The organism is Rufibacter radiotolerans, from assembly GCF_001078055.1.
In the GTDB taxonomy this organism is placed as follows: Bacteria; Bacteroidota; Bacteroidia; order Cytophagales; family Hymenobacteraceae; genus Nibribacter; species Nibribacter radiotolerans.
In genome coordinates this window covers 4,403,418-4,426,699 of record NZ_CP010777.1, presented here as the reverse complement: position 1 = coordinate 4,426,699, position 23,282 = coordinate 4,403,418, and the positions used below count along the sequence as shown (strand labels likewise).

Sequence of the window (23,282 nt, the reverse complement as noted above, 5' to 3'; positions counted from 1 at the left end):
ACCTTCTTTACGGGAGGTGCCTTTTTTATTTTACCCTTACTGGATAGATGATGCCTGGAAACAGCTCTGATTCCTAACCGTACACCTTTTTTTGACTTTTACTTAACGCTTTCCCCTATGGCCCGGTATGCCATCTTTGATATTCATGGTTGTCTTGTTACCTTCCAAAAAATGGTGGAGCAGGTTATCCAGCTTCAGCCCCAGGACCACCTCTATCTCTTAGGCGATTATATTAACAAAGGCCCCAACAGCAAAGGAGTGCTGGACTATATCTTTTCCCTGCAGAAACAAGGCTTCCGGCTTACCTGCCTGCGCGGCAACCATGACCAACTATTGTTAGATGCCATAGCCAAAGGGGAGCATACCGTTTGGCTTACGCCGGAAGACAAGCAGAATACCCTGCAGAATTTTGGGGTAGCCTCCTTTCAAGACATTGACCCAGCCTATATCTCCTTTATCAGGTCGCTTCCGCTTATGGCTTTGCTAGATGATTACGTGTTGGTGCACGCCGGCCTGGACTTCTCTCTTTCCAACCCTTTCTTAACCAATAACTTTGTACTGCTCAACACCAAACGCATGCAGCCTTCGCTGGCCAAATTAGGAGAGAGAAGACTACTGCACGGGCATCTCCCTATCCCAAGAGCAAGCATTGAGCAAGCGGTCAGCAGGAAGCGGCCAGCCATTAACCTTGATGCCGGTTGCGTGTATTATAAGAATCAAGAGTTTGGCCAGTTGTGCGCCCTTAACCTAGACACTTTAGCACTATTATTTTTGCAAAATACCGAAGAGCCTTATTCCATTAAGACTAAGTAATGTTCTGATAATTGTCCTTCTTTTTAGACCTCCAAAAACCTTCCTTCATATTTTCCTATTTAACGCAATCCCTCCATTTAATCCATAGGCTCATCTTTAGCATTATAACTAGGCTACGGGGCGCTTCTTCAAATATTAGGCCATTTATATATTATTCCTCCGCAGCAGTACCGTCGCCTTAATACTTAAAAATTTATAAAATAATATCTTAGAATCTTAAACTTTATTGTAATTTTACCCGTATGGGAATGCCCCAAAATGAGCGTTCTTAAAAAATATAAATATATTATTTAATATTACTATTTTTATAAGAGAGCTTTATTGCAAAATACCCATAAATAAGTATTGACCAATATTTTATAGTTAACCCAGAAAAAAAACAGTTCATCAATTTTAAAGTAGCGTTATGGAGAAAAATTTACTCAGAAGAATGTCTTCCGGGGAAAGTAGGGCAAGCAGAATCTGGCTATTTTTAGTCTTGGTTTTACTAAGTGCTACCCCCGCACTGAAGACGCAGGCACAGTCTACTACATCTTTGCCGACAAACCACAATGGACCTTGGAGTACATTAAATACATTAACACCGACAAAGACAGGTTGGTCACAAAGTGGATTGGCTGGAGATCCTAATAAGATTAACCTAAGCAATGGTGCAGTTCCAGATGCCTCTAACACGACCCAAACTGGCGCCGCTTCTTTTGACTCTCCGGGAGACCAAATTCAAATCGTATTTAGTGATTCTCCTGAAAAAGTTACCTTTCTTTATAACACTAAGAGTGGAAGCGCCTTTAGCGGTAACTTTATAGTAGAAGAGGCCGAAACAACGGCCGGACCTTGGTCAACCATGACGACATTACCCCCATTCACTGGAAGTTCCCCGGGAGGATCTGTACCAGGTTTGGCTACGCCAAAAGCTGAAACCAGGGTAGTGCGCTTTAGATTGACAAGCATTGCTTCAAGTACTATCCCCCTTTATCTGGACCAGGTGGTAGTAACAAAAAGAACTACTAGCCCTGAAATTGAAGTTTTGGCTGGTTCTAACGCCATGAATAGCGGGAGCACCTATACTTTTGCACCACAAAATGCTAATACAACTAGCAGCCCCACTACCTTCTACATCAAAAATGTTGGGTCAGAACCGCTAGTTATCTCAACTCCTCTAGCCATTACAAGTGAAAACCCTGCTGGGCAATTTGAAATAGTTACCCAGCCAACGGCATCCACTCTTCAGCCAAACGAACAAACGTCCTTCAGAGTAGCATTTAAACCAAATGCCATTTTTACTAAGACTGCATCAATCGTTATAGCTAACAATGACAGTGATGAAGGAAATTTCGCTGTAAACCTATCAGGTAATGGTGTAATTCTGCCGGCCGTAATAGATTCCTTTACTCCAACCTCTGGTGGAATCGGAACCACGGTAGATATTTATGGCTCGAACTTAATCAACACCACTGAAGTCCTTTTCAACCCTAGCTTGAAAAGCAGCACTTTAACAATTGTTAATGACAGCAGAATCACAGTAAAAGTACCTTCTGGTGCAGTTACTGGTAAGATAACTGTTAAGGTTAGCAGCAATGAGACTACTTCTAGTGCAAACGACTTTACCATTATCCCAGCCCCTACCATTAGCTCCATTGACCCCACTTCTGGTCCTATTGGAACAGTTGTAACTGTAAATGGAACGAACCTTGATAATTTCCAAAGCATCTCCATAAATGGCCAGGTTGCTTCTGAGTATACTTTAGAGAGCAAAACTAAAATTACAGTTAAAGTACCTAGTGGTGCGGCAAACGGTGCTGGAAAACTAGTGGTTACCACTTTAGGTGGTTCAGCCCAGACAGATTTCACAGTAGTGGTTCCATCTCCCATCATTACTTCCATTAGCCCGTCTTCTGGACCAATAGGTGCAGAGGTAACTATCCTTGGCTCTAATCTGAATGGATTACAAAGCATTACCTTTAATGGCACCATCGCTACAGAAGTAATGGCTATCAATAGTAATGAGGTGAGAGTAATTGTTCCTACCAATGCCTCCACCGGCCCATTAGTGGTTACCACCGCCGGCGGATCTGCACAAGTAAACTTTACTGTTCTGGGAGCTTCTATTACCTCTATTACCCCAGACCGTGGCCCGGTGGGCACGCTGGTAACTGTAACCGGCAGCAATTTCTCTGCAAATGCAGGACTTCTCTTCACTGACCAGTTCGGAAACTACACCTACGCCGACGATATCGTGGTAAACCCGGACCCTTCTAAGCCAGCAGGCACGGTGATCTCAGGCTACGTACCAGTTAATGCGGTGACCGGCAAGATCGCCATTGATGATGATGAGGGCAACATTGTAGAAGAAAGTGTAACCTTATTTACTGTAACGCCTCCTGCACCAACCATTACCTCGCTTTCCCCATCCTCCGGGCCGGTAGGCACTATTGTGAGGATCACAGGAACCAACTTGAGCAACCCCACAAGCATCACTTTCAACGGGACCACCGCCCTTGAGTTTGGTGAAATCGACGCCAACAACCTGCAAGTGAAGGTACCTGCGGGAGCCACCTCAGGCCCGTTGGTGGTTACAACCGCAGGTGGAGAAGCTAGCATTACTTACTCTGTAGCTACCTCCATAACCTCCTTTACCCCAGACCGTGGCCCGGTGGGCACGCTGGTAACTGTAACTGGCACTGATTTCTCTGCTAATGCAGGACTTATGTTCACTGATCAATTCGGAAACTATACGTACGCCGACGATATCGTGGTAAACCCAGACCCCACCAAGCCAGAAGGCACCGTGATCACAGGCTACGTGCCAGTAAACGCGGTGACTGGTAAGATCGCAATTGATAATGACGAAGGAGTGATTGTAGTAGAAAGCACTTCTCTCTTTACTGTCCTTCCTCCTGCGCCAACCATTACCTCGCTTTCCCCTTCCTCCGGGCCGGTAGGCACTATTGTGAGGATCACAGGAACTAACCTAAGCAACCCCACAAGCATCACTTTCAACGGGACCACCGCCCTTGAGTTTGGTGAAATCGACGCCAACAACCTGCAAGTGAAGGTACCTGCGGGAGCCACCTCAGGCCCGTTGGTGGTTACAACCGCAGGAGGAGAAGCTCAAGCCATGTTCTATGTAGGACCAACTATAACTTCTTTATCCCCAAATTCTGGTTTAGTTGGAACTAAGGTGACTGTTAAAGGATCAAACCTGAAAGACATCACCGCCATTGCTTTCAATGGGACTGCTGTATCTACTTTTGAAAACCTAGATGCGAATACCATTACCATGAACGTGCCAACTGGCGCCACCTCAGGCCCAATGACGGTAACAACGTTAGGCGGTGAAGCAAGTGCACCTTTCACCGTACTTGAGCCAGAGCCGCTTCCTGTAGAGTTAATGGACTTCGCTGGTAAAGGAACTTCTAAAGGCATTATCCTTACCTGGAAAACTGCTTCTGAAAAAGATAACGCTTATTTTGAAGTGCAGACAAGTGCTAATCCTACCAAAGAAGGTTTCGTAACGATTGGACGCGTAGACAGCAAAGTAACTAACAGCTCAGTAGTACAGTCTTATGAATTCATAAATCGTACTCCAAAAGCCCCAGTAACGTACTACCGCTTAAAGCAAGTTGACCTAGATGGTGCCTCTGAACTGAGCAAAGTAATTGCTGTTAACAAAGCCGTAACCGAACCTTCTAATGCTCAGGTAAAGGTTTATCCAAATCCTTTTGTTCAGAACCTGAACGTGGAAGTAGACGCTGCCAAAGCTGGTGAACTCACAGTAGTACTTTACTACGTAACCGGCAAAAAGGCTTTTGAGCAAACATTTACAGTTGAAAGCGGAGTATCAACAGTTGAACTTCCATTAAACAACTCGTCTTTAAGCTCTGGTATTTACATCCTGACTACAGAGTTAAATGGCCAGGTAACCACAGCACGTGTGATTAAACAATAGGTTACTCACTAGCCATAAAAAAAGGGGAAGCAAATGCTTCCCCTTTTTTTATGTTCAAAATCATCAAACAAGCTCTTCAACAAAGTAAGCAGCCAAACGCAGCGCCAACTCATCAAGGGCCCACTTCCTCTAGTAAGCCCTTCCCTCAGATGAAAAGTTACAAGTCCTCTGAGCTATTTAATCTTCGCCTTCCCATCTTTTAAATTATAAGCTAAAAAAACAGGCGGTCTTATACACAACATGCATGAAGGGCAGTAATCAGCAAACTTTCCACCACGCAATTATATTTTCCAAATATTTATCTCAGATACTCTATAACCCCTTGCCTATATATAATTATGACATATATTAGTATATAAAATTGACCAATAGAATAGGTATTGCCCATTCAGAAGCCAAAAATAGAATATCATTTATAATTATTATCATAATTAAGCAAAACCATTTAAAGCTATAGCTATGCATTATCATAAAACAACTGCCTCTTACCTTATTAGCCAATTATAGAATTATTTTTCATACCCCCATTAACAAGCTTATCTAATACTACTAAACCCTAATTTTAACATTATGCAGAAAACAATTACTCACTTGAAGGTTATTCCCTACCTGATCTTGTGCCTGATTTTGACCTGCCGCACTCTGGTATCTGCAAAAGGCAGCCTGTCTGCCCCTTTCAGGTCAACTAAGATTATGAATGAAGGCCATTTTGCAACCACGCATGCTCAGCTGTCCCTGACTAATCTTGCCCTACTAGGAAAAATAGTATCTAGTCTACCCTTAGCCGATTCAACAGCCACTGGTAAAACCTATTATTGGGTTCCTTTTGGATTGAATAACCGCGGTAGCGGCGCATGGAGTGAATTAGGCCACTGGGCAACTACCAGCGGAGGAAAAATAAAGCATCAATCATTGCCTACAGCAGAAGATGATGTAGTCTTTGATTTGAATTCGTTTCTTTTCTCAGGCCAGAAAATCACTTTAGACGTAGAAGCACACACAAAAAACATTACCTGGACTAATATCCGGGGGGCCTCTTTTGACGGAAACGGGCAGACATTAAATATACATGGAGGACTGCAGGCCCATCTTGATTTAACCTTTACCGGAGTAAAAGGCCTCAACCTTATATTCAAATCTTCAGGCATAAACATTCCGGTAAACTTAGAGGCAAGGATCTTAGCCCCTAACACCGTTCTTACATTTGAAGGAGGCGGGATTTGGGAACTTCAAAGCCAGATAAGAGCCGCTGCCAACGGAACCATTAATCTTAATGAGGGAACCCTCAAAACCAATGGCCACCCAATTTCAGTAAACACCTTTAATTCTGTGGGCACTGCCGCCAGAACCTTGGAAATAGGGAGTACTTCCATTGATTATTTGAGCACCTGGAATATCAACCCGTCCTTAAACCTAGATGCAACCGGGGCCACTTTCACCCTTAACGGACCCAACACACATGTATTCAATGGCGGTGGCAAATCATACAAATTAGTCACGTTCCATGGGTCAAACTCCATAATCAACCAAAGCAATACATTTGTTGGGCTTTCGCTTCCTAAAGCTGACTTAGCCGAGGGAAATACACTTACCTTAGAAAGTAGCCAGACTCAAACTGTAGAAAGTCTTTTTACCCCAGGCGCCGGATCTTTGACTACTATCAAATCCTCTATTGCTGGCCAAACAGCCAACGTTAATTTTTCATCTTTTGGCTTTTGCACAGATTACCTTACTATTTCTGATGTTACTGCCACTGGCCCAGGAAATTATTTTGCAGGCTTAGCCAGCACATCAATAGGAACTACTACAGGTTGGAACTTCTTAAACTGCGGTTCTCTCATTTATTCTCCCAAGGCTCCTACTGATTTTAACGCTTGCACACCTTCCCTAAGCATCACCTCAACAGGTTCAAATACCTGGCAGGAAATTAAATATGAAGGAGAAGTAATTGCCGCTATTCGTGACGGTGGAAATATTTTAGGTGAGGTATCCATTGACTTTGCCGTGAACTCCAATCCTAACCTAGCTTTAAAAAACGCCGAAGGGAGTATTATAAATGCTTTTGCCAGGAACTGGAGAATAAGATCTTCTAACCAGCCAAGCGCAGACAAGCCAGTAAGCATTAGGCTTTATGGTTTAGCCTCAGAGCTTGAGGCCTATAGTGCCGCCAATAATGCGGTGACATCACTCTCTGACCTCTCGTTTACAACCTATAGCGCAGGCACCACAGAAAACTGTGCCTATATAGACAATACAGAAGATGGCGCCGTTACCTCATATCTTCCTAATGCCACCTTCTCTGCAACGGGTAACTATTTTACCGCAGAACTTACTGGCATTTCAGACCTCACTGAATATTACCTCCATAACGGCACTTCGGCTATTGACTTCATTGCTTCTCAACCAGTGAAAGAAGAGCCTGCAGTTACCGTAGAAGAAATGGATTTCACTGGTCACTGGAACGCAAAAACCGTCAAACTCAAGTGGATGGTTGCTGGTCGTAACACTGCTTCTTATGATGTGGAAATAGCTACCAGCTTAGAGAGTAACGAATTCAAGACCATCATCACAAATGCACCTAGACAGAACAGTAACAACGCGGCAGTCGCAGTGTACCATGCAGAAGATGTAAGCCCATTACAAGGGCAGGCCAACTACTACCGCCTTAAAAGAGTTAACCTGGATGGCTCCTTTACTTACAGCCAGACCATAGAGGTAGAGTTCAAGCCTTCTGCCAATTCTGTCACCGCTTCTCCCAATCCCTTCACAAACAAGGTAAGAGTAGTCGTTAACGCAGAAAAAGCAGGTGAGATGTTAGTAAAACTTATTTCTGAGTATGGCCAGGTAGCCTTTGAAAAAAAGGTAAAAATTTCTGCCGGTGCTTCTGAAACCGATCTTACTTTAGGCCCACAAGTAAAGCCTGGCATTTACTTACTCACAACGGAGGTTAATGGGGAAAGACAGACCCAACGATTGATAAAGCAGTAAACATTCAAACCCAATCACAAAAAGCCTCAGGTTCAGCCTGGGGCTTTTTTTATACCCTTTTCCGTAAAACGCCTTTAAACCACTGCGCACCATTTCTCTTGCGCCTTCAACCCTAAACCATTGGTTATTTGCTGCAATGGCTGTACTTTTGGGCACCTACTAACAATATCTCACATGCAACGCGATTCCCAAATCTTCGATCTTATCCAGAAAGAGCATCAGCGCCAACTGCACGGCTTAGAACTTATTGCCTCAGAAAACTTTGTGTCAGACCAGGTAATGGAGGCCATGGGCAGCGTGCTCACCAATAAATACGCCGAGGGCTTGCCGTCCAAGCGCTATTACGGGGGCTGTGAGATAGTAGACCAGTCGGAGCAATTGGCTATTGATAGGGCCAAAGAACTCTTCGGGGTGGAGTGGGTGAACGTACAGCCGCACTCCGGCGCGCAGGCCAATGCCGCGGTGATGCTGGCCGTGTTAAACGCCGGTGATAAAATTCTAGGCTTTGACCTGTCACACGGTGGGCACTTAACCCACGGGTCGCCGGTGAACTTCTCCGGCAAGCTGTACAAGCCTTCTTTCTATGGCGTAGAGCCAGAGACTGGCGAAATCAACTGGGAGAAAGTCAGAGAGGTAGCTGAGCGCGAGAAACCGAAACTGATCATCTGTGGGGCCTCGGCCTACTCCCGTGACTGGAACTACAAAGTACTGCGCGAGGCCGCCGATGCGGTAGGGGCTCTTTTGTTAGCCGATATCTCGCACCCGGCCGGCCTTATTGCCACCGGACTGTTGAATGACCCGTTTGACTATTGCCACATTGTGACCACCACCACCCACAAAACCCTACGGGGACCGCGCGGCGGGATGATCATGATGCGGAAAGACTTTGAAAACCCGTTCGGGCTGAAGACGCCTAAGGGCGAAGTACGCATGATGTCTTCCTTGCTGGACAGCGGCGTGTTCCCGGGCACGCAGGGCGGACCACTGGAGCACGTGATTGCCGCCAAGGCCGTGGCTTTCTTTGAGGCCCTCACGCCTTCCTATAAAGAATATACCGCGCAGGTGCAGAAAAACGCCCAGGCGCTGGCTCATTCTCTGGTGGGCCGTGGCTACAAGCTTATCTCAGCCGGCACAGACAATCACCTGATGCTGATTGACCTCAGATCTAAGGACTTGACCGGTAAACTGGCGGAAAACACCTTGATCAAAGCCGATATCACCATCAACAAGAACATGGTGCCGTTTGATGACAAATCACCTTTTGTGACTTCCGGAATCCGAATTGGCTCGGCTGCCGTAACTACCCGCGGGCTGAAGGAACAAGACATGGATCGCATTGTGGAGTACATTGACCGCGTGCTCATGAACCATGACAACGAGACCATCATTTCACAGACCAGAAAAGACATCAACAACTGGATGTTACAGTTCCCGTTGTTCAACTACTAAATAACCAGACCAAGCAACACTAAGCTAGATAGAAACCTTTCCCTGCGCAGGCAGATGCATAAAGCCGGTCTATGCCGGGAAGGGTTATTAGTTGACTAGCAAGCTTGTAAAATTTTTACCAGATACATGGCACAACGTTCCGGAGAGGTGGCAGCGCACAGTGGAGAAGAACATGAGATGACCTTTTTGGACCACCTGGAGGTTCTACGGTGGCATTTGATCCGTTCGGCGGTGGCGGTGGTGGTATTTACCGGTATAGCCTTCAGCTTCCCGGAGATTGTCTTCCATGAGATCATTCTGGGCCCATCAAGGGTAGATTTCCTCACGTACCGGAAACTGTGCGAAGTGGGCGCGGCTTTAAACTCGCCCGGCCTTTGTATCACAGAACTACCGTTCACGTTGCAAAGCCGGGAACTGTCCTCGCAGTTCACCATGCACTTGACCAGTTCCTTTATTATTGGTCTGTTGCTGGGCTTCCCGTACCTTTTCTGGGAAATCTGGAGCTTTATCAAACCGGGCCTCTACCCCAATGAACGGGAAAATTCCAGGGGCGCGGTCTTCTTTGTGTCAGCGCTGTTCCTGGTAGGGTCCCTGTTTGGGTATTTCATTGTGTCGCCGCTGTCTATCAATTTTCTGGCCTCTTACCAGGTAGATCCTAGCATTGTGAATGAGTTTGACTTGTCTTCGTACGTGTCTACCCTCATCACTATTGTTTTGTCCTGCGGCCTTATGTTTGAACTACCCATGATTGTGTTCTTCCTGTCTAAGGCTGGACTGGTAAGCCCAGAGTTAATGCGGATTTACCGCAAGCACGCCATTGTGGTGATTGCCCTGGTAGCTGCCATCCTGTCACCGCCAGACGTGCTGAGCATGACGCTCATGGGCATTCCATTGCTGTTACTCTATGAGGTAAGTATCCATATCTCCTGGATGGTGCGTAAAAATGATCTGGCCCGTTTAAACAAAGAAGCGACCTCTTAACCTATTACGCCATGAAAATTGCACTAGGCGGCGACCATGCCGGCTTCCAATACAAAGAAATACTAAAGCAGGAACTGGAGAAGAAGGGCCATGAGTTGAAAGACTTCGGTCCGTTCTCAGATGCCTCGGTAGATTACCCAGACTTTGTGCATCCGCTTTCCACGGCCGTGGAGAACAAGGAGTATGAAATGGGAATCTTGATCTGCGGCAGCGGCAACGGAGTAGCCATTACGGCCAACAAGCACGCCGGCATCAGGGCAGCCCTTTGCTGGGATAAAGAACTGGCCCAGTTGGCCCGTTCTCACAACAACGCCAACGTGCTCTGTATTCCGGCCCGCTTTGTGACCGAAGACGTGGCCAAAGACATGGTAGACGCTTTCCTAACCACTCCCTTTGAAGGAGGCAGACACCAGACCCGCGTAGACAAGATCACTTGCTAAGAACAACCTAGTCAGCCATAAAAAGCAATTCCCGTTTTGGGCCTGTTATTCAGAAAACAGGCCCAAAACGGGAATTGTCTTTTCACCTATATCACAACGGAAGAGGTTACGAAAGGCAATGAAGACAAAAGCTGTTTTAAGCCTGCTTTCAGTAAAACGGCCTTAAAACAGCCAAAGCCTTCTACCTGACCCGCTTATAGAAAGGCCCGTTCTCTACCCGTTCGTACCGCTGGAACACCACCGGTAGCTTGTATTGCAGCTCAGGCATGAGGTTCTTCTGGTCCACAATATAGTCTGGGGGGCTTTGCCGAAGGTCTTGGAGAATGGTGAACAGTGACTGGTAATTATCTAACTGGCCAAAATAGGGCTGCGCCAGGTCCCAGCGTAGGTAAGGTGAGCCCAGGCGGTTGTGTTGGTAATAGTTGAGGTCGGGGCCCAGCACCAGCAGCCGTTGGCCTTGCACCTGCCGGTAGCGGGGGGCTTCGCGCACCTGCACCAGCTCGGGGTCAATGCCCAGGGGCAGGTACACCATCCCGAAGGGGTTATACCTGATCACCACCACGGCGGCCACAATCACCAGAAAGAGAATTTCGGCTATCCAGATACGCTTACCCCACCAGGAGAACAGGAAAATGCCGAAGTACGAGATCAACGGCAGCACCACAATCAGGCCTTTGGCCGACCCGTCATGTCCACTGATGAGCACCGGAATCACCACAATGGTCCAGATGAGCATAAACTGCAGGAAACGGGCCTGGTAGTTGGGGCCTAAGGTGATCAGGGGCAAGCTAAGGAGAGACAGCGCCAGAAAGGCCAGGGGCAGGGCCGCAATGGTGAGCACCTGTTTCATGGGCAAGCCAAACGCAAAGCCAAACTGCCACGACCACGCCAGTCCTTCCTCCAGAAAAGGTATCAAGGCATTCTGGTACAGGAAGAAGGTGATGACCACGCTAAAGGGGAAAGCAAAGCCCGTGAGCATGAGCAGGGTACTTCTGAACGCCACCGACGCAAAGTAGATAATGGCGAAGAAGCCCAGCACCAGAAACCACATAAGCGGCAGGTAACACAAGGCCGCCAGCCCCAGCATGAAACCGGCCTTAAACAGGCGACCGCCGTTAGAGGCCTCCTTGGAGATGGCCGTGAGGCTGTACACGGCGAGCAGCACAAACGTATGGCCCAGCAGCAACGGAGAGAGCACGTCTAGCTCAAAGAAGATACTGCCAAAGAGCATGTACAGAAGCGCCGGAACGTAAGACCGGTAGGGGTGCACCTGGTTGCGGTTGAAAATATAATTCAGCAGGAAGGCCTGGTAGCCAATAAGGAAAGTGGCCAACAACCGGTGCAGCAGAAAAGGCCGCGGCGACAGGGTCTCCAGTAGCCAGTAGATTCCCGCAGACAGCGGGGCGGTGGTGTCATACACGTCCTGGTAGAGCATAAAACCGTCGTGCAGGCGCTCGCCCAGCAGCAGGTGGTGCAGCTCAGAAAGCGTCATAGGAAGCTCCAGAAAGATAAGCGGAAGCCGGATAAGAAGAAACAGCAGTCCCAACACCACCCATCTAGACGGAAACAAACTGCGGAAGAATCGTATCAAACGTATGTGCGGCTGAGCCGCCCCCAGGACCTTGTGTCAAAGAGGGCAGCGGTTTGTGGGGTAAAAATGTGAAATTAATGCGATATTTGCTGAATCATGGAAAGTAAACGCCAACAAAAATTCGCCCGTCTGATCCAGAAAGAGCTCGCTGATATTTTTCAGCGCGATGTTTCCCATCTGTTTCATGGCGCCTATATATCTGTAAGTGGGGTACAAGTGTCCCCGGACCTGGGCGTGGCCAAAGCGCATTTGAGCCTGTTGCTCAACCCCAATGGCCGCGAAATGCTCAAGGAGATTCAGGTACACACCAAGACCATTCGGCACGAGCTGGCCAAGCGCATCAAGAACCAGGTGCGTGTAATCCCCGAGCTGATCTTCTACCTGGACGACACCGCCGAGTACGCCGCCAAAATGGACAAAATCCTGGCTACGCTGGATATCCCCTCTGAGTCTAAGGAAGATCCTACCAATCCCTTCACCAACCCTGAGGACGAGACCGGCGAGGAGGAAGATGACTTCTATGACGAAGACATTGACGACCACGAAGAAGACACCGAAGGCCGCTAATTCTGCCTTTCTCATAGCCAGCTACTAAACCCACCCATGCAGTACGATCCTATTAAACGCGTTCTGGGCGAGGCGTTCAACAAAACCCCTTTCCTGCGCAAGCTGTTTTACAACCTGTTAGACCTTTTGCTGCTGCGCACGTGGCACATCCATAAAGAACTGCGGGCCTGGGCCAAGGGCAAGCGCCAGCAACCCATCCGTATTCTGGATGCCGGCTCGGGCTTTGGCCAGTACAGCTACTACCTCTCCGGCATGAGCGACAAATGGCGCATTCTGGCCGTAGACGTGAAGGACGAGCAGATCGCGGATTGCCACAACTTCTTCCAGAAGATAGGCCGCAACAACGTGAACTTCCGCAAGGAGGATCTGGTGACGTACCGCGAGCCGCAGGAGACCTTTGACCTGGTGCTTTCTGTAGACGTGATGGAGCACATTCTGGAAGACGTGGAGGTGTTCAAGAACTTCTATGCCTCCATGAAGCCCGGCGGCATGGTCTTGATCTCCACGCCCTCAGACCAAGGCGGCTCAGACGTGCACGGCGGCGAGGAAAGCTCTTTCATTGAAGAACACGTACGCGACGGTTACAACATCCAGGAAATACAGGACAAACTGAAGAGCGCCGGTTTCAGCCGCACCCAGGCCCATTATTCCTACGGAACGCCTGGTAAGATCTCCTGGCGCCTGAGCATGAAGTACCCTATCTTAATGCTGGGGGCCTCCAAGCTGTTCTTCATCATCCTGCCGTTCTACTACCTGCTGGTGTACCCGTTCTGCCTACTGCTTAACTGGTTGGACACCAACGGCAACCACCCCACCGGCACCGGCCTCATTGTAAAGGCCTGGAAGTAGGTTTAATGAGTGAAGGAGTGGCTGAGTGGTTGAGTGATTGAATGATGGAGAGAATGGGGAAGGCTCATTCTTTAAAAGCAGGATACCACTTAGCGGCTTTTTCCCCAAACACGCGTTAAGGTATGCTACCAAAAACGCCATAGGAACTAGAAAGAAATAAAACCCTTTGCCCGCAGAACAGTAAACCGACCTGAATAGCACGAGAAGCCATTCACGCAATCATTTAACCACTACCTCCCTCACCCAAAGATGAACGTTGCCCTTTTTATCGCCCGGCGGTACTTCTTCTCCAAGAAGAAGCGCAACATCATCAACATCATCTCCATTATTGCCATGATTGGCGTGGGCGTGGGGTCCATGGCCTTGATTGTGGTGCTGTCGGTGTTCAACGGGCTGGAGGATCTGATCAGGTCGCTGTACGGCAAGTTTGACCCCGAAATAAAGATCACTTCCATAGAAGGCAAGTCCTTTGAGACCAATGCCCAGTTTCTGGAGCGCATACGCAAAACTCCGGGCGTGGCCCTTCTCACCGAGGTGATTGAAGACAACGCCCTGCTCCGCTACAATGACCGCCAGATGGTGGTGAAGGTGAAAGGGGTGAGTGACAACTTCTTCCTGCAGAACCAGATTGACTCCGCTATTGTAGAGGGCAGTTACCGGCTCAAGAAAGGCAAAACGCAATACGCGCTTATTGGCCGGGGCGTGCAGTACCAATTGTCCATCCGGACGGAGAACCCCTTCTCACCGCTGCAGTTCCTGTACCCCAAGGCCGGCAAGAAAACGGTCATCAACCCAGAGAACGCCTTCCGGCAGGAGGGTATACAGGCGGGGGGCGTGTTTGCCATTGAGCGGCAGTATGATGACCAGTACGTGTTTGTGCCCTTGACCTTCGCGCAGGAGCTGCTAAGCTACGGCAATAAACGCACGGCCCTGGAAGTGAAAACCGAAGACCCCAAAGACATTGACAACGTGAAGGCCGCCCTGCAGGAGCAGCTGGGCCCGGGCTTTAACGTGCAGAACAGCGAGGAACAGCACGTGAGCCTGCTCAGGGCCGTGAAGGTAGAGAAGCTGTTCGTGTTTGTGACCTTCACCTTTGTGCTGCTCATCGCCTCTATCAACATCTTCTTCTCCCTTTCCATGCTGGTGCTGGACAAGCAGAAAGACATTGCCATTCTGGCTTCTCTGGGCGCCGACCCGGGCACCATTAGAAAGGTTTTCTTGCTGGAAGGCGCCATTGTGGCGTTCACCGGTGCGGTGGTGGGCCTGGTTACCGGCGGATTGATCTGCTGGCTGCAGCAGACCTACGGCTGGGTGTCTATGGGCATGAGCACGTCAGTAGTAGAGGCGTACCCGGTTTTAATGCGCCCCCTGGATTTCGCGTTCACGGCCGCGGCCATCATCTTCATTACTTTCCTGGTTTCCATCAAGCCGGCGCAGCGGGCAGCTGCCCTTTCCATTAGGGAGAACCTATAGCCATTTTGGGCTTGTTTTCTGGAAAACAGCCTTAAAACAGGCGGCTTCCCAAGCGGAGCCTTTGCCCGCACGTCTAATCACCCGCCAAGCACTCCTCCTTTCCCTTATCAAATATTTCAGAATTTATATATTATCGTTTATAGCCCGTTTTTCTGAAAACAGGTGGAAACCAGACGGGTCGGTGCCAAGGAAATTAGAGTCTGCTAAATTTTCTGTCTTTCCCTGGGTAGAAAAAACTTTTTGTTGTACTTTCAAAGTTGGGATAGAAAGCTTCAGCCATGAAAGTATTCACTACACAGCCTTTTCAAGTTATTTATTCTCTTTTTGAGCATGAATACCTGGGCTATTTGTTTGAGTCTTTTGTGGTGCAGGTCAACTCCAAGAAGCAACTCACGCTCCAGCACCAGAACATCTCCAGCAAGAACGCAGATGAGTTTGCCGCCCGTCTTGACAAGACAGACTTCAAACTAATTGAGCTCATAGACCAGATCCAGCAGGATGTGGTTTTCAAGCGCTTTGCCGTCAAGAAAACCACCCTGGCAGATTTCTTCCTGAAGACCTATGACCCCGCCAAAGGCGATAAGCAACTGCAGGAAAACATAGACCACTACGTGCAGAGCCGCATGTCCAAAATTCTGGACCTGCTCCAGGAGAAGATGGTCTTTATCATGGGCAAAGACGGTGAGCCTACCTGGAAACGCGTGCAGATGGCCCCCGAGAAAGCCACCGTGCTGTTCCATTTCCGGAGAAACGAGGAAAACACCCATTATTTCCCTACCATAAAATACAAGGGTGAGCGCTTGGAGTTCCAGTACCAGGACGCCGTGCTTGTCTGCAAAGAACCTGCCTGGCTGCTGCTCAATGACGTAATGTATAGCTTTGAGAAACAGGTAGATGGCAAGAAACTGCTGCCTTTCCTCAACAAAAAATTCATTGTGGTGCCCCGCAACGTGGAGGAAAGCTATTACCGCAAGTTTGTGGCCCCGCTGGTAGAGCAGTTTGACGTCTACGCCAAAGGCTTTGACATTAAGTCTGAGCGCTACGTGCCACAGCCGCAACTGCAGTTCTCTGAATTGACCGTGGGCGAACCAGCCCCGGCCCTGTTTGCCGCCGCCGGCTCAGACGAGGAGGAAGAACCCACCCATCAGCTCTCAGACGGCGACAAGATTGTCTTCCAGTTGAGTTTCCAGTACGGCACCTACCAGGTGGGCACGCAGGAAACCCGGAATATTAGCGTGAACGTGGAGAAGACCGAGGATTCCTACATTTTCCATAGGCTGCACCGCGACCAGGAGAAGGAGATAGCCTTTCTACGCGAACTGTCCAGCCGCGGCCTGGAGATCAGGAACGGCAAGGCTGTCATGGAAAAACCCAAGGCCTTCGGGTGGCTTAACACCTATGCCAAGGCCCTGGAAGAACTGGGCTTTACGCTTAAGCAAAGCCAGTCTGAGAAGAATTACTTTATTGGCGAGACCAGCGTGAACGTAGGCATCAACGAGTCCAATGACTGGTTTGACATCTACGGCACGGTTCGGTTTGGGCCCTATGAGATTCCGTTTATCAAGCTGCGTAACCACATCTTAACCAAGCGCCGCGAGTACAAACTGCCCAATGGTCAGATTGCCATCATTCCGGAGGAGTGGTTTACCCAGTACCTGGAATTGTTTGCCTTCTCTGAGGGCGAAGACGAGATGAAGCTGCGCAAGCACCACCTCTCCCTGGTAAGCGACCTGCAGAACGGCAACCTGGCCCATGTGACCATGAGCCGCAAACTGGAGAAGCTGCGCGAGTTTGAGTCTGTGGAAGACAAGCCTTTGCCGGCCGGCTTTAAAGGCGAGCTCAGGCCGTACCAGAAAGCGGGCTATAACTGGCTGCATTTTGTGCAGGAATACCACTTCGGGGGTTGCCTGGCAGATGACATGGGTCTGGGCAAAACCGTGCAGACATTGGCCATGCTGCAGCACCGTAAAGAGAACGGCGCCCAAAGCGCGTCTTTGCTGGTCATGCCTACCTCTTTGATTTACAACTGGTTAGCCGAGGCTCAGAAATTCACGCCCCAGCTGCGCATTCTCACTTATACCGGCACGTACCGAAATAAGAACGTATCACAGTTCAAGCACTATGACCTTATTCTCACGTCTTACGGCATTGTACGTCTGGATCATGAGATCCTGAAGAAATACATCTTTGACTACGTGATTCTGGACGAGAGCCAGGCCATCAAGAACCCCAATTCCAATACCTCCATCAGCATACGCGAGCTCAAGTCCAAGCACCGCTTGATCTTGACCGGTACGCCCGTAGAGAACAGCACGCTGGATCTCTGGAGCCAGATGTCGTTCATTAACCCGGGCCTCTTGGGCACCCAGAACTTCTTTAAGAAGGAGTTCCTGCGCCCCATTGAGAAGCTGAAAGACGAGCAGAAGACGCACCGCCTGCACGCGCTCATCAAGCCCTTTATCCTGCGCCGCCACAAAAGCCAAGTAGCCAAAGAACTGCCCGAAAAGATTGAGCACGTCACGTACTGCAAGATGACCGAGGAGCAGGAGCACGCCTACGAGGAAACCAAGTCTTACTACCGCAACAAGATCCTCAAGAACATAGAGGAGCAGGGCGCGGCCAAGTCGCAGTTCATGCTCTTACAGGGCTTGATGAAGCTGCGCCAGATAGCCAACCACCCACGCATGGCAGACCCGGCCTCAGAGGCAGAATCTGGCAAGCTGGGCGAGGTGATGCGCCTTACCCGCAACGTGGTGAGCGAAGGCCACAAAGTGCTTATTTTCAGCCAATTTGTAAAGCACCTGGACATTGTGCGCGCCGCCCTGGACGAGCGCAAGATCAAATACGCCTACCTGGACGGCTCCACCAAAGACCGCCAGGCCCAGGTCAACAACTTCCAGAACGACCCTAAACTCCCCGTCTTCCTTATCTCTTTAAAAGCGGGGGGCGTAGGCCTTAATCTCACTGCCGCCGACTACGTGTTCATTCTGGACCCCTGGTGGAACCCCGCCGTAGAGGCCCAGGCCATTGACCGTGCCCACCGCATTGGCCAGCAGAATACCGTCTTCACCTACAAATTCATCACCAAGAACAGCGTGGAAGAGAAGATCCTGGCCCTGCAGGACAAGAAACTGCAAATGGTCTCAGACCTTATTTCTACTGATGAAGCCGTCATTAAACGGTTGACCAAGGAAGATATTGAGAGCTTGTTGAGCTAGGCTGTTTTGAGCCTGTTTTTGAGAAAATGGGCTTGAAATGGGAAGGCGATTGTACAGTTAAATGCTTAGCTACGTTTAGCTAATATTTGTGGCTTACATCTCTTTATCAAGAATTAAATACCCTTATACAAACTTCAGCCCTTGTATTTATAAGATATAAAATGGCATATTACCTAACGTTAATCAAAATTAGATAGAGTAAAAATGAGAACAACATTTACCTTTTTATTTTTCTTCCTTCTTACAATTAGTGCAAATGCACAGAATAAGTTTTTAAAAGATAGGGCTCAAACTGAACAACTATCTAAAAAGGTTGCCGAATTATTCAATAGCAATAAAATTTCCGAATCCTTTCAAGAATTGTCCTCCTATTGGCCAATTCCTGAAAATGAACTTGAAGGCCTGGAAGAAAAAACTATTAAATATTTGAATTTATTAAATGAAAGGTTTGGAGAACCAATAGGCGCGTTAAAAGTTAGAACCGAGTCGATAAGTGATATTGCGCTTAAAGAAACTTATTTAGTACGTTATCAGAATTCTGCCATAAGGTTAATCTTTACTTATTACAAAAACTCTAATGGTTGGATAGTAAACGCCTTTAAATGGGATGATTCTTTTACAGATGAATTCAAATAAGCTAATAATCATACCTAACACTTTGTAAACGCTACCATTGCAGAAAGCTTTCACCATTGCTTATACAATGCTGCTTTTCTTTTACGAAACTCTAAACCCCTTATATCCATGAACAATCTTCACTTCCCTCAAGAAGGCTTAGATTACTTAGAGAGTCATACCCTAGCAGGCGTAAAAGGCGGTACAGACCGTGACAAATTCCTAGACATCTGGATGGTGGCGGTAGAGGGAAGAGTGTTCGCCCGAAGCTGGGCCAAAAGCAACAGAAGTTGGTTTACGGCCTTTCAGGAGCAGGGCGTGGGAGAATTAAAGTTGGGAGATCAGGTTCTAAAGGTAACCGGCAAACAGTTAACCGATGCCCACATGAACCTTTTGGTAGACCAAGCCTATAAGAAGAAGTACACCCAGGAACATAATCTAATATATGTCCAAGGCATTACTCAGCCAGAGTACCATGCTTATACCATGGAGTTCATTTTAAGGGCTAATTAATCTTCGCTAGATAAGGGAGCCAGGAAAGAAGAAGTGGCAGGTCAAAAAAGCCGATGAATACGTTAAACAGATTATACCTGCTTTCTATAAAGAGAACATATCAGTACCGCATTTGAGACTTTTAATGCTACTTACATGCAACACCAGAATCTTTTGTTCATTGGCATTGGTCCCTCAGAAATACTGATGCTTCTGTTTTTTGCAGGCATTCCGGTCCTTCTCTTGCTATGGGCACTGATTGATGTACTCACCAGCATCTTTGCGAACAGCATTGAAAAACTCATCTGGCTGGCAACCATTGTGTTTGTGCCGGTTCTGGGCGCTATCCTCTATTTAGTGCTCGGCCGGAAACAGAAAGTAAAAACGTTTTTATAGCTAAGGCATCCTAACGCCTCATAGTACGCTTCCATGCTTCCTAAAAAGAAAGAACACCCCAAGGAGAAATCAAGGTTACACCCCAGGAACAAGCATAGGGAGCGCTATGATTTCAAGCAGCTTATTGCCAGCCTTCCAGCCTTAAGGGAGTTTGTGAAGCGGAACGAGTACCAGGATGAATCCATAGATTTTTTCAACCCAGCGGCGGTGAAAATGCTGAACAGGGCATTGCTCCAGCATTTCTACCAGATCAAGGACTGGGACATTCCTCAGAATTACCTATGTCCGCCTATCCCCGGCCGGGCTGACTATCTTCACCACATAGCCGATTTGCTGGGCAGCCAGAACCCCACCGGTAAGGGAGACAAGATACCCCGAGGCAACATGATCACCTGTCTGGATATTGGCGTGGGCGCGAATGCCGTGTACCCCCTCATTGGCCACCAGGAATACGGCTGGTCTTTTATAGGCGCAGACATTGATCCGGTTTCTATCGCCTCTGCGCAACGCATCCTTGATAAGAACCCAGCCTTAAAAGAACACATTAAGCTCAGACTGCAGCCCAACCCGAAGGATATCTTTAAAGGCATTCTGCAAAAGGACGAACGCGTGGACCTGTCTATCTGCAACCCACCCTTTCACGCGTCGGCGGCAGATGCCCAGGCGGGTACGCAGCGTAAGCTCAGGAACCTCAAGCAGCAGAAGGTGACCAAGACCGTCCTCAACTTTGGGGGGCAGCATAATGAACTGTGGTGCGAAGGAGGGGAGGAAAGATTCATTGCCGACATGGTACGCCAGAGCAAGCAGTTTGCCCAATCCTGCTTCTGGTTCTCTACCCTAGTGTCAAAATCAGCCAGCCTGAAGAGCACCTACAAAGCTCTGGAACTATCAAAGGCTGTGGAGGTAAAGACAATTAACATGAGCCAGGGAAACAAGAGCAGCCGCCTTGTGGCCTGGACTTTTCTCACCCCAGAACAGAAGCAAGAATGGGTAGCTACCAGGTGGAAATAAACCGGGCACAGGCAGAATCTGCGATTTAAGGGCAGCACCTTTACCAGAAAAGGCCTTCCTATTTTACTAAGGAGAGAATTAATAGAAGTCAAATTTTCCGTTTTAAGCCTGTTTTTACAAATACGGGCTTAAAACGGATAATTCATCAAAAGGCCCGTGCAGAATGATCTGCACGGGCCTTTTGGTGAGCAAAAAGTTAGAGTAGCTCCAATATTCTGTCCTCCTGAAAGGACCTTGTGGGCGAACTTGAAAAGCGTTGATTAAAAGCCACTGCTCCTCGCCACCTAGATCCTTTCAGGATGACAAAGAGGTAATAGTATCTCTGCTAGTTAAGAAACGCTATAGAGCGGCTTCCTCTTCTTTCTTTTTCTTGCCAATGGAAATCAGCTTGGGCAATACCTCTTTGAAGTTTTCTACACCCACCACCTGCCAGTAGTCTTCTTTTTGAAGCATGCGCAGCTCAATCACCATAGTCTCATCGCCATTTACAGGCTTTACGTTCAGCCCTACCAGCGCAGTGGAATCCTGACGGTCAATGTGGTCTACGCCTTCAAACTCCAGCTTGGGAAGCATTTTGGTGTTGATGAGTTTGCCAATAGGGAGCAGTTTTACCACGTCGCCAATCTCCGGTACTTTCTGTCCAGAAACGGTCTCGGCGCTTTGGATGAGTTGGTTACGAACGGTAGAGGTCAATTGCTTTCTGGCTTTGAGGCCGCGTCTGAGCAGGTTTGCAGCGCCCTGTAGCTCCTGAGGTAACAGGTCAACGGCCATGTTCTGGCTTTCCTCCACTATGCTGGCCGAGGTGCGCTTAAAGTCTACGTACTTCTGCAGCTTTTCCATGTCTTTGGTTTCCAACGCCGACCGTATCTCTACAATAGACGCCTCGGGGCCGGTTTTGGCTCTGTTATAAAACCAATATCCGCCTGCGGCAATAGCCACTACCACCAAAAGAAGAAGGATTTTTTTCATTTCTGGGTTTCTGTTTTAAACTGATGGGTTAGTAAAAAGCCTGCTGTCTGAGAGCAGGCTAGTAATATTACTAAAAAGATTTTACTTGTTACCTATGCCCCAGACCAGGCGAAAAAATGCAGGAAAAATGCCACCGGTTACTGTTTCTCCACCACAGCCACGCCGCCCGCATGCGCAGAAGAATCTGGGGCTACTTTCAGTTTAGCATACGGCAGCGTCTTGGAGGCTTTGCGGGTCATGGCCTTGACAATTGAATGGGTATCACTGCCTACCCCGCGGGTCAGGAATTTGTCATAGCTCCAGAGCAGGCTTCCGGTGGGCCCGTCATAGATTTTTATAGTGGTGTTGCCTACGTTGGTAGGCTGGCTACCTACCAGATCTGGGGTGTAGAGAAAGGTATAAATAGCCAGAACTACGGCGGCGGCATTAGAGAGCGGCTTTTCAGTGACAAGGGTGCCCACCAGCACCGCATCTACGCCCAGCATTTGGGCAAGGTCAGAGGGCGCAATGGCCTGGATCTCCTCCGGCTGAATATCATGCTCCTTTAAAATAGAATTGGTCACCATTACGTCCTGCACGGCTACCTTCTCCGCCTCCTTGTTGATCTTGTTCAGGAAATGGATCTGGAACGCGCTCTGCACCGCCCGCCCGTGCTGCAGTTCCAGGTCATAGTGCTGCTCCGGGGTAAGGCGCTTCATCTGGTTAGGCCGAAGCCCCACTTGCACATCAAAAGGCAGAATGGCAATAGTTTTATGTTGCCGGGCCACCGTTGAGAAAGTAGGGCTCGTATAAATATGCCGGGACTGGTCACAACCGGTTAGCGCTAACAGTAGGGCAGGCACCACCCACAGATACTTCATCTTTTTCTTCATTTGTCTTGATGTTACAGACCTTCTTTTCACCTTCCGGCCCCTGGCCGATAACTTTACCTCTGGGAGCGGGTTACCTATCAGAACCAACAGTTGCGCTATGAAACTCCATCTTCAATTTGCAGTGGCCCAGGATATGCAGGCCGTGCTGGCAGGTTTTACAGTAGACCTGTTCAGGGCCCTGTCACCCCCATTCCCTAAATTAAAAATTTTAAGATTTGATGGAAGTTTCCCCGGAGACCATGTGGAGATAGAGTTGCAGGCAGGCCCGCTGGCCCGCCGCTGGACCTCGCTTATCACTGAGCGGGAAGAACGGGAAAACGAGGTTTGGTTTGTAGACGAAGGGCAGGAATTGCCGCCGCCCCTTAAATTCTGGCGGCACAAACACCTTATCACCCGCCAGGGAAACCATAGTATCATCCATGAACTGATAGAATACCGTACCGGCTCTCCCATACTAGACAGGTTGCTTTACCCCATATTCTATGCGCAGTTTGCCCAAAGAGGCCCGGTGTACCGTCGGTTCTTCGGGAAGGTGGGTTAAGCGTTTTAGGGCCGTTTTTACAAAAACAAGCTCAAAACAGGTTTTACCCAACTACAGCAAAGCAAACA

The 23,282-nt window shown here is 48.5% G+C and carries 18 protein-coding genes; 15 read left to right on the top strand and 3 right to left on the bottom strand.

Features of this window, described 5'->3' with window-relative positions:
• Positions 1 to 117 precede the first annotated feature (117 nt).
• The 6 genes from TH63_RS17980 (at position 118) to rpiB (ending at position 10,620) form a co-directional block, all read left to right on the top strand.
• A complete protein-coding gene (locus tag TH63_RS17980) occupies positions 118 to 813 on the top strand; it encodes a metallophosphoesterase family protein (RefSeq protein WP_048922165.1) in 696 nt (231 codons plus the stop codon).
• 406 nt (positions 814 to 1,219) lie between these two features.
• On the top strand, positions 1,220 to 4,762 hold the full coding sequence (locus TH63_RS17970; RefSeq protein ID WP_082161782.1) for an IPT/TIG domain-containing protein: 3,543 nt from the start codon (positions 1,220 to 1,222) through the stop codon (positions 4,760 to 4,762).
• Between the two features lie 570 nt (positions 4,763 to 5,332).
• A complete protein-coding gene (locus TH63_RS17965; RefSeq protein WP_082161781.1) occupies positions 5,333 to 7,750 on the top strand; it encodes a T9SS type A sorting domain-containing protein in 2,418 nt (805 codons plus the stop codon).
• A gap of 174 nt (positions 7,751 to 7,924) precedes the next feature.
• The gene (glyA, locus tag TH63_RS17960; protein ID WP_048922161.1) at positions 7,925 to 9,199 is read left to right on the top strand and encodes a serine hydroxymethyltransferase; all 1,275 of its coding nucleotides are present in this window, start codon (positions 7,925 to 7,927) and stop codon (positions 9,197 to 9,199) included.
• A 126-nt stretch (positions 9,200 to 9,325) separates the two neighbouring features.
• Positions 9,326 to 10,180 (top strand): twin-arginine translocase subunit TatC, encoded by an 855-nt coding sequence (tatC, locus tag TH63_RS17955; RefSeq protein ID WP_048922160.1) that lies wholly within the window; start codon positions 9,326 to 9,328, stop codon positions 10,178 to 10,180.
• A gap of 11 nt (positions 10,181 to 10,191) precedes the next feature.
• Positions 10,192 to 10,620 carry a ribose 5-phosphate isomerase B gene (gene rpiB / locus TH63_RS17950; RefSeq protein WP_048922159.1) on the top strand — a complete coding sequence of 143 codons (429 nt, stop codon included), beginning with the start codon at positions 10,192 to 10,194 and terminating at the stop codon, positions 10,618 to 10,620.
• Positions 10,621 to 10,801: 181 nt separating this feature from the next.
• Here the strand turns inward: rpiB and TH63_RS17945 are convergent, their stop codons facing one another.
• A complete protein-coding gene (locus TH63_RS17945) occupies positions 10,802 to 12,190 on the bottom strand; it encodes a hypothetical protein (protein ID WP_197088591.1) in 1,389 nt (462 codons plus the stop codon).
• A gap of 117 nt (positions 12,191 to 12,307) precedes the next feature.
• Here TH63_RS17945 and TH63_RS17940 point away from each other — a divergent pair, with 117 nt between their 5' ends.
• The 8 genes from TH63_RS17940 (at position 12,308) to rlmF (ending at position 20,832) form a co-directional block, all read left to right on the top strand.
• Complete coding sequence (locus TH63_RS17940) at positions 12,308 to 12,778, top strand: ribosome-binding factor A (protein WP_076606534.1); 471 nt, start codon at positions 12,308 to 12,310, stop codon at positions 12,776 to 12,778.
• Between the two features lie 36 nt (positions 12,779 to 12,814).
• Complete coding sequence (locus TH63_RS17935) at positions 12,815 to 13,627, top strand: class I SAM-dependent methyltransferase (RefSeq protein WP_048922157.1); 813 nt, start codon at positions 12,815 to 12,817, stop codon at positions 13,625 to 13,627.
• Between the two features lie 249 nt (positions 13,628 to 13,876).
• Positions 13,877 to 15,100, top strand: coding sequence for an ABC transporter permease (locus TH63_RS17930; protein WP_048922156.1), 1,224 nt, complete (start codon positions 13,877 to 13,879; stop codon positions 15,098 to 15,100).
• Between the two features lie 278 nt (positions 15,101 to 15,378).
• A complete protein-coding gene (locus TH63_RS17925) occupies positions 15,379 to 18,318 on the top strand; it encodes a DEAD/DEAH box helicase (protein WP_048922155.1) in 2,940 nt (979 codons plus the stop codon).
• Between the two features lie 204 nt (positions 18,319 to 18,522).
• Entirely contained in the window at positions 18,523 to 18,954 is a 432-nt protein-coding gene (locus TH63_RS17920) for a hypothetical protein (RefSeq protein ID WP_048922154.1), read from the top strand.
• A gap of 108 nt (positions 18,955 to 19,062) precedes the next feature.
• Entirely contained in the window at positions 19,063 to 19,446 is a 384-nt protein-coding gene (locus TH63_RS17915; protein WP_048922153.1) for a DUF2255 family protein, read from the top strand.
• Between the two features lie 135 nt (positions 19,447 to 19,581).
• Complete coding sequence (locus tag TH63_RS17910) at positions 19,582 to 19,821, top strand: PLDc N-terminal domain-containing protein (protein ID WP_048922152.1); 240 nt, start codon at positions 19,582 to 19,584, stop codon at positions 19,819 to 19,821.
• Positions 19,822 to 19,854: 33 nt separating this feature from the next.
• Positions 19,855 to 20,832, top strand: coding sequence for a 23S rRNA (adenine(1618)-N(6))-methyltransferase RlmF (gene rlmF, locus TH63_RS17905; protein ID WP_048922151.1), 978 nt, complete (start codon positions 19,855 to 19,857; stop codon positions 20,830 to 20,832).
• A gap of 339 nt (positions 20,833 to 21,171) precedes the next feature.
• Here rlmF and TH63_RS17900 read toward each other — a convergent pair whose 3' ends face one another.
• Together TH63_RS17900 and TH63_RS17895 are read right to left on the bottom strand one after the other, a co-directional pair.
• The gene (locus TH63_RS17900) at positions 21,172 to 21,801 is read right to left on the bottom strand and encodes a DUF2939 domain-containing protein (RefSeq protein ID WP_048922150.1); all 630 of its coding nucleotides are present in this window, start codon (positions 21,799 to 21,801) and stop codon (positions 21,172 to 21,174) included.
• Positions 21,802 to 21,938: 137 nt separating this feature from the next.
• Positions 21,939 to 22,673, bottom strand: a complete 735-nt coding sequence (locus TH63_RS17895) for a hypothetical protein (protein WP_048922149.1) — start codon at positions 22,671 to 22,673, stop codon at positions 21,939 to 21,941.
• A 97-nt stretch (positions 22,674 to 22,770) separates the two neighbouring features.
• Between TH63_RS17895 and TH63_RS17890 the strand changes: the two genes are divergently transcribed.
• Positions 22,771 to 23,214: an SRPBCC family protein gene (locus TH63_RS17890; RefSeq protein WP_048922148.1), complete on the top strand. Its 444-nt coding sequence runs from the start codon at positions 22,771 to 22,773 to the stop codon at positions 23,212 to 23,214.
• Positions 23,215 to 23,282 lie beyond the last annotated feature (68 nt).

Excerpts from the sequence above, each read along its gene's own strand:
- TH63_RS17980 (WP_048922165.1), top strand. The coding sequence starts at position 118 with ATGGCCCGGTATGCCATCTTTGATATTCATGGTTGTCTTGTTACCTTC.
- TH63_RS17970 (WP_082161782.1), top strand. The coding sequence starts at position 1,220 with ATGGAGAAAAATTTACTCAGAAGAATGTCTTCCGGGGAAAGTAGGGCA.
- TH63_RS17965 (WP_082161781.1), top strand. The coding sequence starts at position 5,333 with ATGCAGAAAACAATTACTCACTTGAAGGTTATTCCCTACCTGATCTTG.
- glyA (WP_048922161.1), top strand. The coding sequence starts at position 7,925 with ATGCAACGCGATTCCCAAATCTTCGATCTTATCCAGAAAGAGCATCAG.
- tatC (WP_048922160.1), top strand. The coding sequence starts at position 9,326 with ATGGCACAACGTTCCGGAGAGGTGGCAGCGCACAGTGGAGAAGAACAT.
- rpiB (WP_048922159.1), top strand. The coding sequence starts at position 10,192 with ATGAAAATTGCACTAGGCGGCGACCATGCCGGCTTCCAATACAAAGAA.
- TH63_RS17940 (WP_076606534.1), top strand. The coding sequence starts at position 12,308 with ATGGAAAGTAAACGCCAACAAAAATTCGCCCGTCTGATCCAGAAAGAG.
- TH63_RS17935 (WP_048922157.1), top strand. The coding sequence starts at position 12,815 with ATGCAGTACGATCCTATTAAACGCGTTCTGGGCGAGGCGTTCAACAAA.
- TH63_RS17930 (WP_048922156.1), top strand. The coding sequence starts at position 13,877 with ATGAACGTTGCCCTTTTTATCGCCCGGCGGTACTTCTTCTCCAAGAAG.
- TH63_RS17925 (WP_048922155.1), top strand. The coding sequence starts at position 15,379 with ATGAAAGTATTCACTACACAGCCTTTTCAAGTTATTTATTCTCTTTTT.
- TH63_RS17920 (WP_048922154.1), top strand. The coding sequence starts at position 18,523 with ATGAGAACAACATTTACCTTTTTATTTTTCTTCCTTCTTACAATTAGT.
- TH63_RS17915 (WP_048922153.1), top strand. The coding sequence starts at position 19,063 with ATGAACAATCTTCACTTCCCTCAAGAAGGCTTAGATTACTTAGAGAGT.
- TH63_RS17910 (WP_048922152.1), top strand. The coding sequence starts at position 19,582 with ATGCAACACCAGAATCTTTTGTTCATTGGCATTGGTCCCTCAGAAATA.
- rlmF (WP_048922151.1), top strand. The coding sequence starts at position 19,855 with ATGCTTCCTAAAAAGAAAGAACACCCCAAGGAGAAATCAAGGTTACAC.
- TH63_RS17900 (WP_048922150.1), bottom strand. The coding sequence starts at position 21,801 with ATGAAAAAAATCCTTCTTCTTTTGGTGGTAGTGGCTATTGCCGCAGGC.
- TH63_RS17895 (WP_048922149.1), bottom strand. The coding sequence starts at position 22,673 with ATGAAGAAAAAGATGAAGTATCTGTGGGTGGTGCCTGCCCTACTGTTA.
- TH63_RS17890 (WP_048922148.1), top strand. The coding sequence starts at position 22,771 with ATGAAACTCCATCTTCAATTTGCAGTGGCCCAGGATATGCAGGCCGTG.